The sequence below is a fragment of the Streptomyces sp. NPDC004721 genome (assembly GCF_053601495.1).
Genome location: NZ_JBSGBZ010000001.1, coordinates 274,882 through 292,275, shown reverse-complemented (window position 1 = coordinate 292,275; position 17,394 = coordinate 274,882). Strand labels below are relative to the sequence as shown.

Here is a 17,394-nt window from a genome sequence, read left to right as displayed (position 1 = left end):
GCACGGGGGCGTCGCCGTGTTTCCGGGAGCGCTACGCGCTCTTGGGGGCGGCCTGCTGCACGACCTCGAAGGACCACAGGGTGGAGCCGGTGGCCGCGGGCTTCGGCCGCTCCCCTCCCTCACCCCCGCCGGCGCCCTGGTGCGCGGCCTTCATCGGCCCCTCAAGCCAGGCCTGGAACGACTCCTCGTCACGCCAGCGCGTGTAGACGAGATAGGTGTCGGTGCCCTCGACAGGGCGCAGGAGCTCGAACCACTCGAACCCGTCGGAGTTCTCGACCCCGTGCGCCCGGGAGGCGAACCGCTTCTCCAGCGTCTCGCGCTGCTCGGCGGGCACGGTCAGTACGTTGATCTTGACTACGCTCATGGTCCCATCCTGCCCGGTGGCCCCCGGGCCGCCACTCAGCGCCTCCGTGGTCGTCCGTGGTCCGGAAAGCTCCGGCACGACACCTCGGAGCACCCCGTGAACGCCCCTGAGAAGAGCCCGGAACGCCCCTTAGGGGATGTCACAGCTCGGACCCAATGCCCTGCCGGAACACCCGGCCCCGCACGCGACTTGCCGGGCTCGGGTACGTTCGAGACGTGGCTGGATTCAGGAGCGGACGCGGCGGCAGGAACGACCGTGCCCCGCAAGCGCGGACCCAACGACCTCCGTACGGGCGGCAGGCGCCCCAGGCCCCCTCGTACGGCTATCCCCCGGCGCAGCAGCGGCCGCCGCACGGAGGCGGCGGCGCCCAGTGGCCCCAGGCCGGCGGCGGCTACGGCGGCGGCCAGGGCGAGCCGGAATACTTCGGCGGCTACCCGCAGGGCGGCCCCGACCCGTACGCGGCCAACAACCCAGGCCACACCCAGGCGTTCGCCGTCGGCGAGGACCCCTACAGCCAGTGCGGGACCTACCGCGCGGGCTCGGCGCCGGCCGGCCCGATCGGCCCGCGTCTGCACTGGACGGACCTGCTGCGGGGCATAGTCCTGTCCCCCAAGCAGACCTTCCTCCGGATGCGCGACTACACGATGTGGGGCCCCGCCCTCATCGTGACGTTCCTCTACGGGCTGCTCGCGGTCTTCGGCTTCGACGGCGCCCGCGAGGACGCCATCAACGCCACGCTCTCCAACGCGGTCCCGATCGTGCTGATCACCGCCGTGGCCATAGTGATCAGTTCCTTCATCCTCGGTGTGGTCACCCACACCCTGGCCCGCCAGCTCGGCGGCGACGGAGCCTGGCAGCCCACGGTCGGACTGTCCATGCTGATCGCGTCGATCACGGACGCGCCGCGTCTGCTCGTCGCCATGTTCCTCGGCGGCGACGCGGGCTTCGTCCAGCTCGTCGGCTGGGCCACCTGGGTCGCGTGCGGCGCCCTGCTGACCCTCATGGTCAGCCGCTCCCACGACCTGCCCTGGCCCAAGGCCCTGGGCGCCTCGGCGATCCAGCTGATCGCCCTGCTGTCGATCGTGAAGCTCGGCACGTTCTAGCGTTCCGGCCTTCCAGCAGCCCACCAGCACACAAGGGGCCCGGCGACGATGCGCCGGGCCCCTTGCTCGTCTCCTGCCGTCAGAGCTTGCCGCCGATCTCACACGCCCTGCACGGCGGCTGCCCGCAAGTGCACTGCATGACCGCCTCTACGACCCCGCGGTCGTGGTAGAGGCACTCGTCCTTGCAGGTGTGGCGCGGGATGAACCCCGCCGGGATCTCGCCGGGCCACGGCTCGTGACCGTCCCGGCAGCGGGCGAACCGCTCGGGGTCGGTGGAGTGCAGGTCGTGCATGCTCGACCGTGCCTTGTCCTCCAGCTCCCGCACTCGCTCCACCAGGCTCTTCAGCTCGGCGGCGATGCCGGCGTACTGGTCGGTGCCGGTCCTCACGTGCGCGGCCCGCAGCGCCATCGCCGCGTTGCCCAGAAACCTGCCGGCGTCCTGAAGGTCGGTCACGTGATGCAACTGAATGCCGTTCACGCCTCGTACCCACACGGCGTCCATGTTGCTCACCGATCCGCCCTCCTTGGTTTTCTGCGAGACAGTATGCGTGGCGCCGGTGCCTCCGCATAAGAAAAATCAATCTATTTACCGAAACTAAAGGTCTCGGTCGCCACCGTCCAGCAAAATTCGGAGTGAGTCGGCTCACTCCTCCCCTCACGGTGGATCTTCCGCTGGTTCCCCGCGGCACCCGGCTGATCAACGCGACCGCTCGATCATGCACTGATGCGCACACCACGGGCTGCCGGATCAAGAGAAGGGCAGGCGACGCCTCCCCGACTTGACACGCCCATTGACGAGACGTCTCCTTGAAGAGAGGAAACAGTTGCGGCGGTCGCTTTTCCAGCGCGCCGCGCACTCGGGTTCGTGAGCGTCCAGTGGTTTCCGGAGCGATAATGGCCACTTACGAATATCTGTGCAGCCATTGCGGCCCTTTCGATGTGAAATTGACGATCGGAACGGCACCCAAGACATATGGGTGCCCTCTCTGTGCGGACGCCGCGAGGCGCCTGTACTCCGCGCCCGGCCTGTCGACGGCCTCGAGCGCGTCCGCCGCCCTCCGCGAACGGGAGGAGCAGGCCCGTGAGGCCCCGGCAGTGGTCTCCGAAGTGCCGCCGCGCACAAGGCCGGAGCCGCGACCGCACCCCGCGCTCTCGCGGTTGCCGCGTCCCTGACTGTCTCCACCCCACGCGGAGTCAGGAGGTGCGTCCCGGTGGGAAATGTGGGACTCCTCTTTGTCGGTGCGGTGCTCTTCATGAATGGGCTGCTGCTTCTCGGCAAGGTCGACGCCCGGGCAGGAGCAGTGTTCAACCTATTCGTAGGCACACTGCAGGTAGTGACGCCGACTTACCTCATCTTCACCTCCGGCGGCGACCCCAAGAAGATCCTGGCGGCATCTGGAATCTACCTGTTCGCCTTCACCTACCTGTATGTGGGTATCGGCCTGCTCGCCGACCTCGACACCACCGGGGTCGGCTACTACTCATTGTTTGTGGCAATTGCCGCCCTGGGATATTCGTACGCCAATTTCCGACTCTTGAAGGACTACCCCTTCGGGGTCATCTGGCTCTACTGGGCCTTGCTGTGGTTCCTGTTCTTCCTGCTGCTCGGTCTCAAGATGGACCACCTCAGGATCTATACGGGCTGGATCACCGCGATCGAGGGCTGGGTCACCGGTGCCATTCCCGCGGGGCTGCTGCTCTCCGGCTACTGGAAGCACCCCACCGAGACGGCCATCGCCCTGGGGGTCTTCGGCGTGCTGATGTTCGTGGGGCTGTGGCCGCGCACCCGTCAATCGCCTCAGCCCAGCCAAGCCGCTCCGCCGGCCAACGGTGCGGGCGCTCCAACGTCACCGGATCAGAAGTGAGGAGCTGTCATGCCCGAAATCCTCTTCAGCGTGGACCAGAGCAAGTCGATGCGTGAGCAGGACGTTCCCGGACACAACAGGTGGCACCCCGACGTCCCCAGCGCCACCATGGTGAAGCCGGGAGCGGAGTTCCGCATCGAGTGCCGCGACTGGACCGACTGCCAGATCGGCAACAACGACTCCGCCAACGATGTGCGCGACATCGATCTGACCGTCCCTCACATGCTCAGCGGGCCGATAGGCGTGGAGGGCGCCGAGCCCGGCGACCTGCTCGTCGTCGACATCCTCGACCTCGGTCCCGTGCCGCAGCAGAGCGGGGACGCGGCCGGCCAGGGCTGGGGCTACACCGGCATCTTCGCCAAGAAGAACGGCGGAGGCTTCCTGACCGACTACTTCCCGGACTCCTACAAGGCCGTCTGGAACTTCCACGGCCAGCAGGCGGTCTCCCGCCACCTGCCCGGCATCCGCTACACCGGAATCACCCACCCCGGGCTGTTCGGAACGGCCCCGTCCGCCGAGATGCTCGGCCGCTGGAACGCCCGCGAGAAGGCGCTGATCGACACCGACCCGAACCGGGTCCCGCCCCTCGCCGTACCTCCGGACGCCAGCAACGCGCTCGCCGGCACGGCCACCGGAGACCTCGCCAACCGCATCGCCGCGGAAGGCGCACGCACGGTGCCGGCCCGTGAGAACGGCGGCAACCAGGACATCAAGAACATGACCCGCGGTTCGCGGGCCTTCTTCCCCGTGTACGTCAAGGACGCCAAGCTCTCCGCGGGCGACCTGCACTTCAGCCAGGGCGACGGAGAGATCAGCTTCTGCGGCGCCATCGAGATGGGCGGCTTCATCGACTTCCACATCGATCTGATCAAGGGCGGCATGGAGAAGTACGGCATCACCACCAACCCGGTGTTCATGCCCGGCAACGTCGAGCCGCGCTACACGGAGTTCATCAGCTTCATCGGTGTCTCCGTCGACCACGACACGGACACCAACTTCTACATGGACGCGACGCTGGCCTACCGGCGGGCCTGCCTCAACGCGGTCGAGTACTTCAAGAGGTTCGGCTACAGCGGCGAGCAGGCCTACCTGCTGCTCGGCTCCGCGCCCATAGAGGGACGCATCAGCGGCATCGTCGACATCCCGAACGCCTGCTGCTCGCTGTACGTGCCCACCGCCATGTTCGACTTCGACGTCCGGCCGTCCGCCGCCGGCCCGGTGAAGGCCGACCGCGGCCAGGCGGCGCTGACCAGCGCCTGACCGGACCACGCACAGGTACGGCCCCGCAGCACGTGCTGCGGGGCCGTACGGCGTTCGACGCGGCCCTACGGGATCTCTGCAGGTCAGCGCGGTACTGGCGCGATCGGACCGGGATCGAATCCGGGCTTCCCGCACAGAGGGCCGGCACCAGCGACGGCGGCCACGGCACGACGGCAGGCTCGGCAGCGGGCTCCTCGGCCGCGTCGTCCCGCAGACGGCCGTGCGGCGTGACCGGTCAGTCGCCTGCCTGCTGCCACGGTCCGAAGGGGCTCCCGGCGCCGGGCGCGGACTGCCGGATGACGTGCAGGGCGGCGTCCCGGCCCAGGGCGAGGACGACCTGGCGGCCCGCGCCGTCGAACGCCACGGTGGGAGCGCCGATGATCCCGAAACCGAGGTCGGACCAGGTAAGTCCGAGCAGCTGGTCCGGCCCGGACCAGGAGACGGTGCTGACCCCACCGCCCCCGTTGCGGACGGCCACGGCGATCCGGCCGTCCCCGCTGGTGGCCACCGCCACGCCGTCGGTTCCGGCCGGTCCGCCCAGCGGGGTGGGCGCGCTGGTCCAGGTGCCGTCCGCCCGCACGTACTGCGTGACCGTCCGGGTGGTGCCGGCCTGGTGGTAGAAGACGGCCAGCCGGCCGTCGGCCCTCCGGCCGGCCGTGATCGGTCCCGCGGGGGCGGGGCCGAGGAGGGCGCCGTCCTGGGTGAAGGCGCCGGACTCGTTCTGGCGCCAGTGGCGGATCCCGTCCTTGGACGGTGCGAACAGCTCAATCCGGCCGTCGGACGCCGTCGTGGCCGTCAGCCCGTCACGCACCCAGGTACCGCCGAGGTCCGTCCACGTCCCCGGCCAGCTCCCGTCCGGCCGCTGCGAGGTGGCGCTCACCCCGCCGCCGGCGTTGCGGACGAAGACCGTCATCCGCCCGTCCCGGTCGAGCGCCGGCGCCGGAGCGCCCACGTACTGCGGGTCACCCTGGTCCGGGTTGCCAAGCACCGTCCAGGCGCCCCAGGCACCGGAAGCGGTCTGCGCGACCGTGACGATCCGGCTGTCGCGCAGTCGGATGCCGAACAGGTGGATCAGGCCGTCGCGGTCCTTCAGCACGCCCAGCGTGGGGGCCATGGCCTCCCCGCCAGGAACCGCGGCCGGGCCCCTCCAGGCTCCGCCCGATTCCGTCTCCCGCCAGGCCTGGACGTGGCCGTCGAGGACCGCGAAGGCGTTCAGCAGGCCGCCGCGGTCCAGTGCGGACCAGGACGTGCCGCTCCACCAGCGCGGGTACTGGCGCCCGGGGAACATCGCGTAGAACGGGGGTTCCTCCGGGTTGGGCTGGGGGTCGAGGCGGCCGGAGTAGTGCTCGCCGGTGTGGCGGTCCGGCCCGAGGTACGTCAGGAAGGTGTGCTTCTTCTCCTCGGCGAGGGCGGGCGGGACGTTCTCCGGGTCGAGCCGGATGTTGTAGTCCCGGTAGTGGCGCAGCAGGAAGTGCCGGTTGCCGCCGGGCCCGTGGTAGCCGCGCGCGGCCTCGGCGACGAACCGGGCACCGCCGATGTGGTCGGAGTGGTCGCCGAGGTCGGTGGTGTCGCGCGAGTAGCCGTCCTCGACCTTGGGGTCCTGGGCCAGCACGACGGTGGGTTGGAAGTGCTGCATCAGATCGGTCAGCGAGGCCACCAGGTCGGCTCGGCTGAACTGCTGGTGGGCATAGGTGCGGTTGCACTTGCCGTCGACCGGCAGGCTGCCGAGGGTCGACTCCCGCAACGACTTCGCCTTGCCGAAGGCATACAGCTCGGCGAGGTTGGCCTGGCCGGTGCCCTTGGTCACCCAGTTCCTGTCGCCGCGGGCGTGCAGCCGCATGAAGACCAGCTTGACCTGGGGTGCCTGGTCCAGGGTGTCGACCTCGACGGTCTTCCCGTTACCCAGCTTCAGCGGGACCGCCGTCCAGGTCGGATCGGCGACGCCGGCCATCTGCGCGTGGGCGGCCTTCGCCCCGGCGTCCCGGCTGGCCGAGTAAGCGCAGGTGTCGGGGAAGCGGGGGTCGATCGTCTCGCCGCCGGTCAGGTAGACGGTGACGGACGGGTCCCGGTACTGCCGGGTCAGGTCGGGGTTCATGAACAGGATGTCGTCATCCTGGTGGGCGACGATCTGCATGAACGAGGTCTTCGACGCGGGGGCCGCGCCCTCCGCCGACCCGGGCGAGCTCTGGCAGGAGACCGCCAGAGCCACCACCAGGGGGACCGCCAGTACGGATCGAACCGGCTTGGGGAATCGCATGCTGTCACCCTGGAATTCCGACTGTAGTGCGTCAGGATGAACAGGGCTGTCACCAAGTCGTTCACCTGCAGGAACCGGGCCCCCACGAGCGCCGGCGGACTCTGGACTCGTGAGAGCGCGTCCAGGCGTGGAGCCGGACCCGCAGGGCTACGCGGACATCCAGGCGACCAGGCCGCAGACGCTGCCGTACAATCTCACGGTTTCCCCGGTCGGACAACTCGCCTGGATCGTCGAGAAGTTCAAGAAGTGGACCGACTCCGAGAACGTTCCGGAAGGCGCCGTCGACCGCGACCGGCTGCTCACAGCGCTTCCTTGTTCTCCTTGGGCGCCTCTCCCGACTTGTGTACTGGAGGCAAAACACTCCACGGGAAGTTGATCCAGTGGTCGGTGCGCTTCCAGACGTACTCGCACTTCACGAGCGACTGGGACTTCTCGTAGATGACGGCGCTGCGCACCTCGGCGACGGTGTCCAGGCAGAAGTCCCGGACCAGCTTGAGCGTCTTGCCGGTGTCGGCGACGTCGTCCGTGATCAGGACCTTCTTGTCGGAGAAGTCGATGACGTTGGGTACGGGCGCGAGCATGACGGGCATCTCGAGCGTGGTGCCGACGCCCGTGTAGAACTCCACGTTGACCAGGTGGATGTTCTTGCAGTCGAGGGCGTAGGCGAGCCCGCCGGCGACGAAGACACCGCCGCGCGCGATGCTGAGCACGATGTCCGGCTCGTACCCGTCGTCGGCGATGGTCTGCGCGAGTTCGCGCACGGCGACGCCGAAGTCCTCGTAGGTGAGGTTCTCTCGTATCTCGGTCATGTCGTGGGTGCCCCTCACACCTGCGTGCGGTGGAAGTTGACGTAGGAGCGGGAGGCGGTGGGCCCGCGCTGCCCCTGGTACCGGGAGCCGTAGCGTTCGCTGCCGTACGGGGCCTCGGCGGGAGAGCTGAGCCGGAACAAGCACAGCTGCCCGATCTTCATCCCGGGCCAGAGCTTGATCGGCAGCGTCGCGAGGTTCGACAGCTCCAGGGTCACGTGCCCGGAGAACCCGGGGTCGATGAACCCGGCGGTGGAGTGGGTGACCAGCCCGAGCCGCCCGAGCGAGCTCTTGCCCTCGAGCCGGGAGGCCAGGTCGTCGGGAAGCGTGATGACCTCGTACGTCGAAGCGAGGACGAACTCACCCGGGTGCAGGATGAACGGCTCGTCGCCCTCCGGCTCGACCAGCCGGGTGAGGTCGGGCTGCTCGACAGAGGGGTCGATGTGGGGGTAGCGGTGATTCTCGAACACCCGGAAGTAGCGGTCCAGCCGCACATCGATGCTCGACGGCTGCACCATGGATTCGTCGAAGGGATCGATCCGCACCCGCCCGGCGTCGATCTCGGCCCGGATGTCCTTGTCTGAGAGAAGCACGTAGCGAGGATACGCAAGGCGCGCGGAGCCCCCACAATCAGGACGACTCCACGCGCCGGTGCCGCGATGCTGCCGCTACCTCTTCTGAAGTGCCACGGGCACCGCACTGCGGAGCCTGGCACACCGTGGACACCTCATGAGCCGGCCGGGGCCGAGCCGCTCGGCCTGCTGCATCGGGAACGAAGCGGTGCTGAACACGTGCCCCTCGGCACAACGGACGACGGTGCGCTCCATCAAGTCCCTAAAGTCCCTTCCCCAGAACCGCGTCTGGCCTCTCGCCGCCTGACGACAAAAGCCACATTACGGGATCAAAGAGACGTGCCACCAGACGGCACTCCGGCCTCACAGGACCCCTCTCGCGCACCCCCACCGTACGCCCCAACTCCGTTCCCCCGCAGCGCCACTCCCCTCTTCGAACGCACGCCGGCCCCACGGCTCAAACACCGGGGGCCAGGGATGGGGTACAGTGAGCGCCGGACCCGAACTTCGGTCGGCGTCTTACGCGGGTGTAGTTTAATGGTAGAACATCAGCTTCCCAAGCTGAGAGCGCGAGTTCGATTCTCGTCACCCGCTCCAGCAGAAACCCCCAGGCCAGAGGCCCGGGGGTTCTTTGTTGTCTGGACCGGTAGGCGGTGTGCGCACCACAACCGCACCATTGGCTGAAGAACTGGCGGACCCTCACCACGGCCGACTCGAACGCCCGGCACGCCACCACGCTCGGCCCCGGCGGGCGAGCGCGGGCCCCGAGTGCGGTAACTGCTCGCCGGCTGCTCAGTGCGGACGTGCTCAGAGCCACTCCGCGGCCCGTCGGCCGTAAAGCCGCCGCTACTCGTTCACCAGCACCGGGATGGAGAGCACGGCGGCGGCGGGGGTGCCGTGGACGCCCTTGGCGGGGATGGTGAAGTCGATCCCCCCGTTCTCGGCCTGCGGGCCGGAGTGCTCCCCGTGGGCGTGGCCCTCCTCGGTGTGCTCGAAGGTGCCGGTGCCCAGCAGGCGGCCCTGGGCGTCGTAGTAGGCGGCACGCAACTCGAGGGCGATGAGGTCGCTGACGTCGGAGGTGACGACCAGGTGTCCGGTGACGGCGGCCGGTCCCTTGGCGAGGGCGAGCTTGGTGATCCGGACCCGGTCGGTGAAGGGCCCGTCCGAGATACGGACCTCACCGGGGGTGGCGGCGGGGCTGAGGCTGGCCGCCGGAGCGGGGGCGGAACGGGGCGTGGGCAGGGCGAGTTCGCTGGACGTGGCCGACGATGCCGTGCTGTGCGGCCGGCTGTCCTGGCCGTTGTCGTGGCTGTCGCTGCCGTTGCCGGTGCAGCCGGTGAGTGCGCCGAGCGCGAGGACACCCACGGCCGTGGCGGAGGCGACGCGGACGCGGATGCGACTGCGGGGGCTGGCGGGAAGGGGCATGGGTAGGACTCCTGGTACGTACTCGGGACGGTCGGCGCCCGGCCGACGGCTTCCGCGACCCTGGGCTGCCGGCACTGACCGGTCGGCCTTCGTCAGGAGCGGGTGCGGAAACCGGACGGGGCCGGGAGCGCGGTATGCGCTCCCGGCCCCGCGTCACGTGATCAGTGCTGCTTGGCCGGCTGCGAGCGGAACAGCGACGTGTACATCTTCCGGTACAGGTCGGTGTTGTCCTGGCTGGCGCCGAAGGCGTCGGCGCCGGGGCCGAAGGCGTAGATCGGCACGTCGGCACCGGTGTGGTTGCCCGACAGGTAGGTCAGCCAGAGGCTGGCCTCCGGGGAGCCGTCCTTGACGCCCGCGGGGTCGTCGGCGGTGCGGAAGGTGGCCGGGGCGAAGTTCTTCGCGTCACCCGCGCCGGCGCCGTTGACGATGCCGGTGGAGCGGGTCCGGTCCAGCACGTTGCCACCGGCGCGCGACGGCGTGGAGTTGTTCGCCGTGTTGCCCGAGTCGACGTTCACCGGAGGCGCGGCCGCCTCGGCGTTGGTGAAGGTGCCACGCTCGATGATGTTGAAGCCGGCGCACTCGTGGTCGGCGGTGACGACGACCAGGGTGTGGCCGTCCTTCTTGGCGAAGTCGACCGCGGCCTTGACGGCGTCGTCGAACGCCTTGACCTCGTCAAGGGTCTGCTCAGCGTCGTTGGCGTGCGAGCGCTTGTCGATCAGCGCGCCCTCGATCTGGAGCAGGAAGCCCTTCTTGGAGGCGCCGTCCAGCAGGGAGATGGACTTCTTGGTCATCTCCGCCAGGGTCGGCTCCTGCTTCTCGGCGGCACCCGCCGGAAGCTTGGCCTTGGCGTTCTCCACGGTCAGGTTGCCGCGGTTGAACAGGCCGACGACCTTGCCCTTCTTGACCTTGTCAAGCTCGGACTTGGTGGCGACCTGCTGGCTGGCGGCGGTCTGCTCGCTGAGCCCCGCGTCACCGAAGCTGCCGAGGACTTGGTAGCCCTGGGCCTTCATCGCCTTCTCGTCGTCCGGCTGGAAGCGGGACAGACCGCCACCGAAGATCACGTCAGCGACGCCGTTGCGGGCGATCTGCTGGGCGATCGGGGTGATCAGGGTCTTGTCGGCCGGCTTGTTCTCGTACGTGCCGTCAGCGTTCTTCGGCAGGCACGAGGCGTCGGAGTAGGTCGGGCCCTGGCAGCCGCGGAGCAGCGCGTGGCTGAACATGCCGGCCGGGGTGGCGTCGGTGATCTCGGCGGTGGAGACGTTGCCCGTGGCGAAGCCGGCCTTCTTGGCCTGCTCCATCAGGGTCGGCGCGGACTTCTCGTACGAGTCCACGCCGATAGCGGCGTTGTAGGTCTTCACACCCGACGCCCAGGCGGTGGCCGCGCTGGCGGAGTCGGTGACCAGTGCGGGCTGGTCGCTGCCCTTCTCGACGGCGTACGTCGAGACGGCGCCGTAGAAGGGCATGCGCTCCATGTTGAGCTTGCCCTCGGCGCCGTAGAAGCGCTCACGCCCGGCGGTGACGTGGGTGCGGCCCATGCCGTCGCCGAGCAGGTAGATGATGTTGCGGATGTCCTTGCCCTTGGCAGGGGTGTCCTTGGGCGCGGAGTTGGCCGCCGCCGGCATGCTGGCGGCCAGCGCGCCGGCAGTGGCGAGGACCGTCAGGATTCTGACGGATTTGCGCATCGCCGATGCTCCTCGATCGATGAGGCGTTCACGGCTCCTCTTGTGGCAGCCACGAACGCGCCCGGCGGGATACCGGGTAAAGGCACGCTAAAGGCGGGTCGTGAACCGGCTGCCACCGCTGGGTGTACTGAACCCGAACGTGCCCGAGGAATTGTTGAGGCAATGCACGTATGTGTCCTTATTCGATATAGCCAGGGCTCAGGCACATCGTCGTGACGGTCCCGCTCCAGCGGAGAGAGCCCCAGACCAACGGTCCGGGGCTCCTTCGTCGTCAGCGGGTCTGCGCCCACACCACCAGCAGACCCACTACGGCCGTGCCCGTCCCGTAGCACGCGCCCCGGAGGAACTGGTCGGCCGCGATGCGCCGACGTCGTGAGATCCACCGCGCGACATCACACGTCACTCGGCCGCAGCGCACCCCTGTGGCGGACAGCCGTCGTGCGATGGCCCCCCGTCGGCCCGGGGATGTCGCTTTCTCCGTGGAACACCCTGCCCGGGCGGACCGTACTTTCATGGCGGTAACACCTGCCTTTCCTGGCGTTGTGGTTTTTCTCCGGGCGGCCGGGCGTGCTCGCTCGGGTCACGCCCGGCCCAAGTGGCTACGATCGGCACTCCGTTGGGGCACGCGGGAGAGCGAGTATCACCGTCCGGCGAGGGCCGGGGCCGGGTGGACGGCCTGGGCGGTGCGGAGCTGCCGGAAGGTGACCCGGCCGTCGGCGTCGACGCGGGTGCCGTGCACGGCGGGTTCGGGCAGGCTGTTGTAGTGGAAGGGCGTGGAGAAGTAGTAGGCGCCGGTGTCCGGGACGACGACGAGGTCGCCGACGTCGAGGAGGGGCAGCGCACGGTTGCGTGCCAGCAGGTCGCCGGCGAAGCAGCACGGGCCCGCGATGTCCTGTGGCACGGGCCGGCCGTGCTTGGCCCGGCCGCGGGGGTCGTGGGCCTCGATCCGCAGGGGCCATGCGTCGGGGGCGAACACTGTCCGTGTGGCCACCTGTGCGCCGGCGTGGGTGATCGCGACGGGACGTCCGCCGACGGTCTTGGTGTACTCGACGTACGCGGCGATGAACCCGTTCTTGGCCAGCACGGAACGGCCGAACTCGGTGATGATCTCGTACTCGCCCGAGAAGAGGGCCGGTGCGTGCTCGCGCAGGTGGTCCACGTAGGTGTCGAAGCCGGGCGTCGTCTCGTCGCTGTCGAAATTGACCGGCAGTCCTCCCCCGATGTCGATGCCGGTGACCTGCCGGCGGCCGAGGTGGGCGTTGATCTCCTCGGCGAACTCCACCGCCTTCGCGATGCCCCGGGCGATCAGGTCCAGGGGACAGCCCTGCGAGCCGACGTGCGTGTGCACCCAGGTGAGCCAGGGACGGTCCCGGTACGCCTGGAGCAGTCGTCGCCGGTTGTCCTCGTCCTCCAGCGGAATGCCGAACTTCGAGGTCGCGGTGGCCGTGCTCATGGCGGTGATCGAGCCGGCACCGATCTGGGGGTTGATGCGCACGCCGATGCGCGAGTCGGAACGGCGGGTCGCCAGGATCTCGTCCAGCCGCGAGAGTTCCTGGAAGTTGTCCGCGTTCACCGCGACCCCCAGGCTCAGTGCCCGGACCAGTTCGGCCCGTGTCTTGGCAGGGGAGTCGAACACGATGTGTGCGGGTTCGAAGCCCGCCTCCAGCGCCTGGGCGAGTTCGCCGGCACTGGCGACCTCGCAGCCCATGCCGCTCAGGCGCAGTTCCTCGAGTACGGGAACCAGGCAGTTCGCCTTGGCCGCGAACGCGTGCAGGATCCGGAGGGAGTTGGGGAACGCGCTCCGCAAGGACGTGACGGTTTCGTTGACGCCGTCGAGGTCGACGAACCCGGCCAGTACGGCCGTCTCGGGTTCCAGGAGTCCCTGCTGTACGGCTGCCCGCAGAATCCGCTCACGCCGGTCGGCCTTGTCAGAACCACTCATCGTGCACCTTCCCCGAGCCGAGGTCTCACCGCCCACGGCTGCCGTGGGGCGGACCACCAGACTCTCGTCGCAGCGGTGCGGGTGTCTTCGTCGGGAGTCCCGGTTTTCCGCCGCGCGGATCTCACCGGGGAGCGAAACCGCGGACGTGCCACAGCCGCCATGGTGCTCGGGCACGAAGAAGCGGCCCTTTCTTCGTGGCGGCGCCCGCATGCTCACGCCTCCCGGCCACCGCGCTCGAGAAGGCGCAGTTGCAGTTGGGCGAGGAGCCGGGCGTCCGGACTGCGGAGGTCGAGCCCGGACACCTCGGTGAGCCGGCTGATCCGGTGCCGCAGGCTGTTCGCGTGCACACCCAGCGCCCGGGCGGTGTCCGGCACGTGACCGAAGTGGTCGAGGTAGGCCCGCAGGGTCCGCACCATGGTGCCTCCGCCGTGCCCGGCGTCGAACGCCACCAGACGTGCCACCGGTGTCTCCGGTGCCAGGGCCGGCCCCGTCAGCGTGTCCAGCATCTGGTTCAGGGCGATCGTCTCGGCCACCTCGCTCGCGAAGGCGACGGTGCGGTGCTCTCCCGTCGAGAGCAGGGCTCTCAGTGCCAGGTCCGCCGACCGGCGGGACTCGGGCAGGTCCGCCAGGGTCCCGACCACCGTGCCCAGGCCGATTCTCGCTTCCGGCCCGAACGCGTCGGCCACCTGCCGGACCAGTGACTTCCCCAGACGTGCGACCTGTTCGACGGCCCGCTGCCTGTCCTGGTGCAGCGCGCCCACCAGGACCAGGGCCCCCTGGCCCACCGGCACCGCCACCGGCGTGAGGTCGTTCGCGCCGCAGTACACCGCCATCAGGGCGCACAGCCTTCCGGTTTCCTCCCCCTTGCAGGAGGCTCCGGGGCGTACCGCCAGGACGGCGCAGTGCCCGTGCGCCGGAATTCCGGTGCGTTCGGTCAGTAGGCCGGCGGATCCCCGTCCGTCGAGCAGCGCACGGGCCGCGTCCTCGACCAGCCGGGCGTGCGTGCGGTGCGACCGGTGGTGCAGCAGATGTACGGCGGCCACCCGCGCCGCCGACCGCAGTGTGTCGGAGGCGTGTGGCGGGAGGTCGCCGCCCGCGGCCGCCACCCAGATCGATCCCAGGATCTCTCCGCCTGCCCGGACGGCCACCACCAGACGTTCGGGATTCTCCCCGTGCGCCGGCCGGTGGATGACGTCCCCTGAGCCCCACAACGCCCGGAAGAACCCGGCCTCCTGCATGGCGGCCACGCGCCACTCCGGCACCCGGCGGCCGAGGATCGTCAGTCGGCGTAACTCGTCCACGTCCTCCTTCGTGGACGAGTACGCCAGGACCCGGGACTCCACGTCCTCGATCGTCACCGCGCCACTGACCAGGACCGCCACCGCGTCGGCCAGTCCGTTCAGGTCGCCCGGCGTCACAGCCGGATCGGCGGGGACTCCGGACAGGACCAGACCGGCCCGCAGCGCGCCGATCAACTCGACCCAGTGGCACCACGCCGTCCGGAAGAGCACCGTCGTACCGGCGTCCTCGGCGGCCGCCCGCAGCGCGTCCGGGGGCCGCCCCGACCTGCCCGGCCCGAAGACCAGCGCGGCCGCTCCCGATCCAGCGGCATCGCGCACGACGTCGACGGCGGCGGCCGACTGCGGATCGATGCCCACTGCCAGCAGCACCTGCCCCCGCGGCGGCCCCGACTCCAGCGAGTCCAGCACCGTGATTCCCTCGACCACGCCCCCCAGACCACGTGGAGCCGTGCACAGCTCCAGCGCACCGGCTCCCATGACCGACAGCAGTCTTTCCAGCGTCGGTCCCGCTGCGGCGGCGTCGCCCTGCCCGGCCGTTCCGCTCAGCACCATCCGGCCCCCCTCATGGCGATGCGCTGTGTGACGGTGAGTGTAGGAGGAGTCACACAAATGACGCGAGGCGTGTGCACGCAAGCCGGCCACCAGCCCCCGCGCCGAGGCCGTCGGCCACGCCAGGCGGTCCCGGCATGTGCGGTCGCGATGGACACTCCGGATCGGCGTCGGCGCGGGCGTCGCGTGCGGTAGACCGGCGGATCCGCACCGCCGCTCGCGCTCACACCTTCTCGGCCGGCACACGCGAATGGCGGGCAGTGAGCAGGCCGATGTCCTCGACATCGGAGGTCGGGATGGTCACCCGGCGGGATGCTGGAGCGCGGTCGCGCACAGCATGGCGTCGATGGCGTACCTGTGGCCGTGCAGCCCGCAGTGCGCAGCAGGGCGGGCTGCAGCCTGCGCCACGCCCTGCGTGACCAGCTCGACCCGAAGCCGGGAAAGGGCCCACTTCAGCGCGGCATCGTTGATCCTCGGACGGATGACCTCGACGAGTACGGCAGCGGAGGTGAAGACCGGCAGATCGGCGTCACGGCGCCACCTCCGAGGTCCTGCCCCCTGGCACCGGCCAGGCACTCCAGTGGTACGGCTCAGAAGCCGGTGCGCGGGCTCCGGCTGTTTCGAGTGTGGAGGCCCTGTGGAGTGATCCACAGGGCCTTCGCCGTCCAACGGTCAGACGTTGCCCGCGGCCTTGCGGCGGCGTACGGCGAGAACCGCTCCGGCGCCGAGTACGACGGTGACGGCGCTCGCGAGAGCGAGCGGCGCCATCGCGGAGGACGCACCGGTCGCGGCGAGGTTGCCGCCGGTGTCGGTTCCGGTGGGCGTCACCTGCACCGGCTGCTTGGACGTGCCGCCCTGTGCCGAGGGGCCCGTATCCGTGCCGGGCTTCGCACCGTCCGGCCGCTTGTCGTCGTCCTCGCCGGGCCGGCCGGGCTCGGCTTCGTCGACCGGGCCGGTCTTGCTGCCCGCGGGCAGAAGTTCGAAGTCGTAGCGCTTCATCGGGCCCAGGACGCAGGGGTTGTACGCGTCGGAGGCGTCACCGGCGAACAGGGCGAAGGCGTCGGCGGCCTGGGCCGCGGAGTCGACCTTCATCCGCAGCTTCACGTCGTTCTGCTCGCCCGGCTTCATGGTGTCGGTGCGCGCGATGTGCTCGGGACCGTCGCCGTTGAGGGCCTGCCAGCCCGAGCCGTTGGACCATTCCACCTCCAAGTCGCTCTTCTCACCGCGGTGTTCGTCGGTCACATGGAAGAACACCAGGGGGTCCACAGTCAGCGTGCGCTCGGTGCCGTTGGTCACGCGCAGGGTGAAATCGACGGTGGTCCCGGCAGCGACCGCGGACGGCAGCCCCACCGCGAGCGAGGTCAGCCCGTCCTCACGGACGCACTCCTTGGCGGTGGCGAGTGCTTTTTCGGCGGCCTCCTTGGCCTTGAGGGCCTCCTTGGGAGCGTCCTGGACCAGGCTGTACTCGCGGAAGGCCGCCACCCTGGCGTCGTCCAGCGCGGTGCGGGCCTCCTTCGCCGCGGCGTCGGCGCCCTGCTTGGCCTCGACCGCCTTCGCCAGATCGCTCTTGGCGGCTTCGAGGGCTTGCTCCGCCTCGGCCTTCTCGGTGTCGCTCTGGGCCGCTTCCAGCTTGGCCTCGGCGTCCGCGACGGCCTTCTCGGCCGCGTCCTTGGCGCCGGACGCCTCCTTGGCCGCCTTGTCCGCGGCGATCGTGGCCGCCTTGAGCGGGTGCGTGTCGGAGTCCAGGGAGTCCAGGGCGGCCTTGAGCTTCTTCTGCCCTTCCTCCTTGGCGGTGACGGCTTCCTCGTACGCCTTCTGCGCGTCGGAGGCGGCCTTCACCAGTTCCGCGTACGTCGGCTGGTTCTGCGTCTGTGCCGCGGACGTCCCGGCGGCGAGTGCCGGAGTGGCGGCGAAGAGCACAACCTGCGTGGTTGCCGCGACGGCGACGGCCACGGCGAGGGTACGGCGAAATTTCACGGGCGCCCTTTCTTGGTCGGAGACGAAGGAGAACGGCCACCGGAAAGCGCACATAGGGCAGCCTGGATACCGGCGAGTGTATAAGCCAAGTAAAGGGCGGGGTGGTGTTTTTCCGTCCGGCGCATCCCCATGAGGGAAAGCATCACGGATGAAAGGGGCGAATGAGGATGGTTGTTCAGGACGCCTGCATTTCTCTGTGACTTATATCACTGACACGCAGCGAGCGCTGACGAGCCGTGGCAGCCACGGGTGTTGGCGGGCGGATCTCCGTGGCCGGGTCCAGAGGATTGG

Annotated in this window: 14 protein-coding genes, 1 tRNA gene and 2 pseudogenes; 6 read left to right on the top strand and 11 right to left on the bottom strand. The window is 69.5% G+C overall.

The genetic code is table 11. The features are described from left to right. Positions 1-31 precede the first annotated feature (31 nt). Positions 32-364, bottom strand: a complete 333-nt coding sequence (locus ACWEK3_RS01380; protein ID WP_453248634.1) for an antibiotic biosynthesis monooxygenase family protein — start codon at positions 362-364, stop codon at positions 32-34. A 215-nt stretch (positions 365-579) separates the two neighbouring features. Here ACWEK3_RS01380 and ACWEK3_RS01375 point away from each other — a divergent pair, with 215 nt between their 5' ends. Then, a complete protein-coding gene (locus ACWEK3_RS01375; protein ID WP_453248633.1) occupies positions 580-1,467 on the top strand; it encodes a Yip1 family protein in 888 nt (295 codons plus the stop codon). Positions 1,468-1,546: 79 nt separating this feature from the next. Here the strand turns inward: ACWEK3_RS01375 and ACWEK3_RS01370 are convergent, their stop codons facing one another. Then, positions 1,547-1,969: a hypothetical protein gene (locus tag ACWEK3_RS01370; RefSeq protein ID WP_361427156.1), complete on the bottom strand. Its 423-nt coding sequence runs from the start codon at positions 1,967-1,969 to the stop codon at positions 1,547-1,549. Positions 1,970-2,361: 392 nt separating this feature from the next. Between ACWEK3_RS01370 and ACWEK3_RS01365 the strand changes: the two genes are divergently transcribed. Genes ACWEK3_RS01365 through fmdA form a run of 3 tightly spaced genes read left to right on the top strand, consistent with a single transcriptional unit; the run spans position 2,362 to position 4,592 of the window. Beyond that, on the top strand, positions 2,362-2,640 hold the full coding sequence (locus ACWEK3_RS01365) for an FmdB family zinc ribbon protein (protein ID WP_453248632.1): 279 nt from the start codon (positions 2,362-2,364) through the stop codon (positions 2,638-2,640). A gap of 38 nt (positions 2,641-2,678) precedes the next feature. After that, positions 2,679-3,332, top strand: a complete 654-nt coding sequence (locus tag ACWEK3_RS01360; RefSeq protein ID WP_450544306.1) for an AmiS/UreI family transporter — start codon at positions 2,679-2,681, stop codon at positions 3,330-3,332. Between the two features lie 9 nt (positions 3,333-3,341). After that, positions 3,342-4,592 (top strand): formamidase, encoded by a 1,251-nt coding sequence (gene fmdA / locus ACWEK3_RS01355; RefSeq protein WP_450544305.1) that lies wholly within the window; start codon positions 3,342-3,344, stop codon positions 4,590-4,592. Between the two features lie 235 nt (positions 4,593-4,827). Here the strand turns inward: fmdA and ACWEK3_RS01350 are convergent, their stop codons facing one another. Next, positions 4,828-6,849, bottom strand: a complete 2,022-nt coding sequence (locus ACWEK3_RS01350; protein ID WP_453248631.1) for a hypothetical protein — start codon at positions 6,847-6,849, stop codon at positions 4,828-4,830. 77 nt (positions 6,850-6,926) lie between these two features. Between ACWEK3_RS01350 and ACWEK3_RS01345 the strand changes: the two are divergent. After that, a pseudogene (locus ACWEK3_RS01345) lies at positions 6,927-7,153 on the top strand (epoxide hydrolase); the annotation flags it as partial. On the opposite strand, the gene ACWEK3_RS01340 reads toward ACWEK3_RS01345, so the two are convergent. Further along, complete coding sequence (locus ACWEK3_RS01340) at positions 7,149-7,658, bottom strand: phosphoribosyltransferase (protein WP_450544301.1); 510 nt, start codon at positions 7,656-7,658, stop codon at positions 7,149-7,151. The pseudogene ACWEK3_RS01345 and the gene ACWEK3_RS01340 sit on opposite strands and share 5 nt — an antisense overlap. A 14-nt stretch (positions 7,659-7,672) precedes the next feature. Continuing rightward, entirely contained in the window at positions 7,673-8,248 is a 576-nt protein-coding gene (gene dcd / locus ACWEK3_RS01335) for a dCTP deaminase (protein WP_361427150.1), read from the bottom strand. A gap of 502 nt (positions 8,249-8,750) precedes the next feature. Here dcd and ACWEK3_RS01330 point away from each other — a divergent pair. Next, a tRNA-Gly gene (locus tag ACWEK3_RS01330) sits at positions 8,751-8,824 on the top strand. Between the two features lie 249 nt (positions 8,825-9,073). On the opposite strand, the gene ACWEK3_RS01325 is transcribed toward ACWEK3_RS01330, so the two are convergent. From ACWEK3_RS01325 to ACWEK3_RS01300, 6 genes and pseudogenes are all read right to left on the bottom strand, one after another. Beyond that, positions 9,074-9,652 carry a hypothetical protein gene (locus tag ACWEK3_RS01325; RefSeq protein WP_453248630.1) on the bottom strand — a complete coding sequence of 193 codons (579 nt, stop codon included), beginning with the start codon at positions 9,650-9,652 and terminating at the stop codon, positions 9,074-9,076. Positions 9,653-9,813: 161 nt separating this feature from the next. After that, a complete protein-coding gene (locus ACWEK3_RS01320; protein ID WP_450544297.1) occupies positions 9,814-11,334 on the bottom strand; it encodes an alkaline phosphatase in 1,521 nt (506 codons plus the stop codon). A 640-nt stretch (positions 11,335-11,974) separates the two neighbouring features. Beyond that, on the bottom strand, positions 11,975-13,276 hold the full coding sequence (locus tag ACWEK3_RS01315; protein ID WP_453248629.1) for a diaminopimelate decarboxylase: 1,302 nt from the start codon (positions 13,274-13,276) through the stop codon (positions 11,975-11,977). Positions 13,277-13,488: 212 nt separating this feature from the next. Next, the gene (locus ACWEK3_RS01310; RefSeq protein WP_453248628.1) at positions 13,489-15,129 is read right to left on the bottom strand and encodes a helix-turn-helix domain-containing protein; all 1,641 of its coding nucleotides are present in this window, start codon (positions 15,127-15,129) and stop codon (positions 13,489-13,491) included. Between the two features lie 220 nt (positions 15,130-15,349). Further along, a pseudogene (locus ACWEK3_RS01305) lies at positions 15,350-15,660 on the bottom strand (DNA-binding protein); the annotation flags it as partial. 138 nt (positions 15,661-15,798) lie between these two features. Beyond that, positions 15,799-17,103, bottom strand: a complete 1,305-nt coding sequence (locus ACWEK3_RS01300) for a hypothetical protein (RefSeq protein WP_450544292.1) — start codon at positions 17,101-17,103, stop codon at positions 15,799-15,801. Between the last annotated feature and the right edge of the window lie 291 nt (positions 17,104-17,394).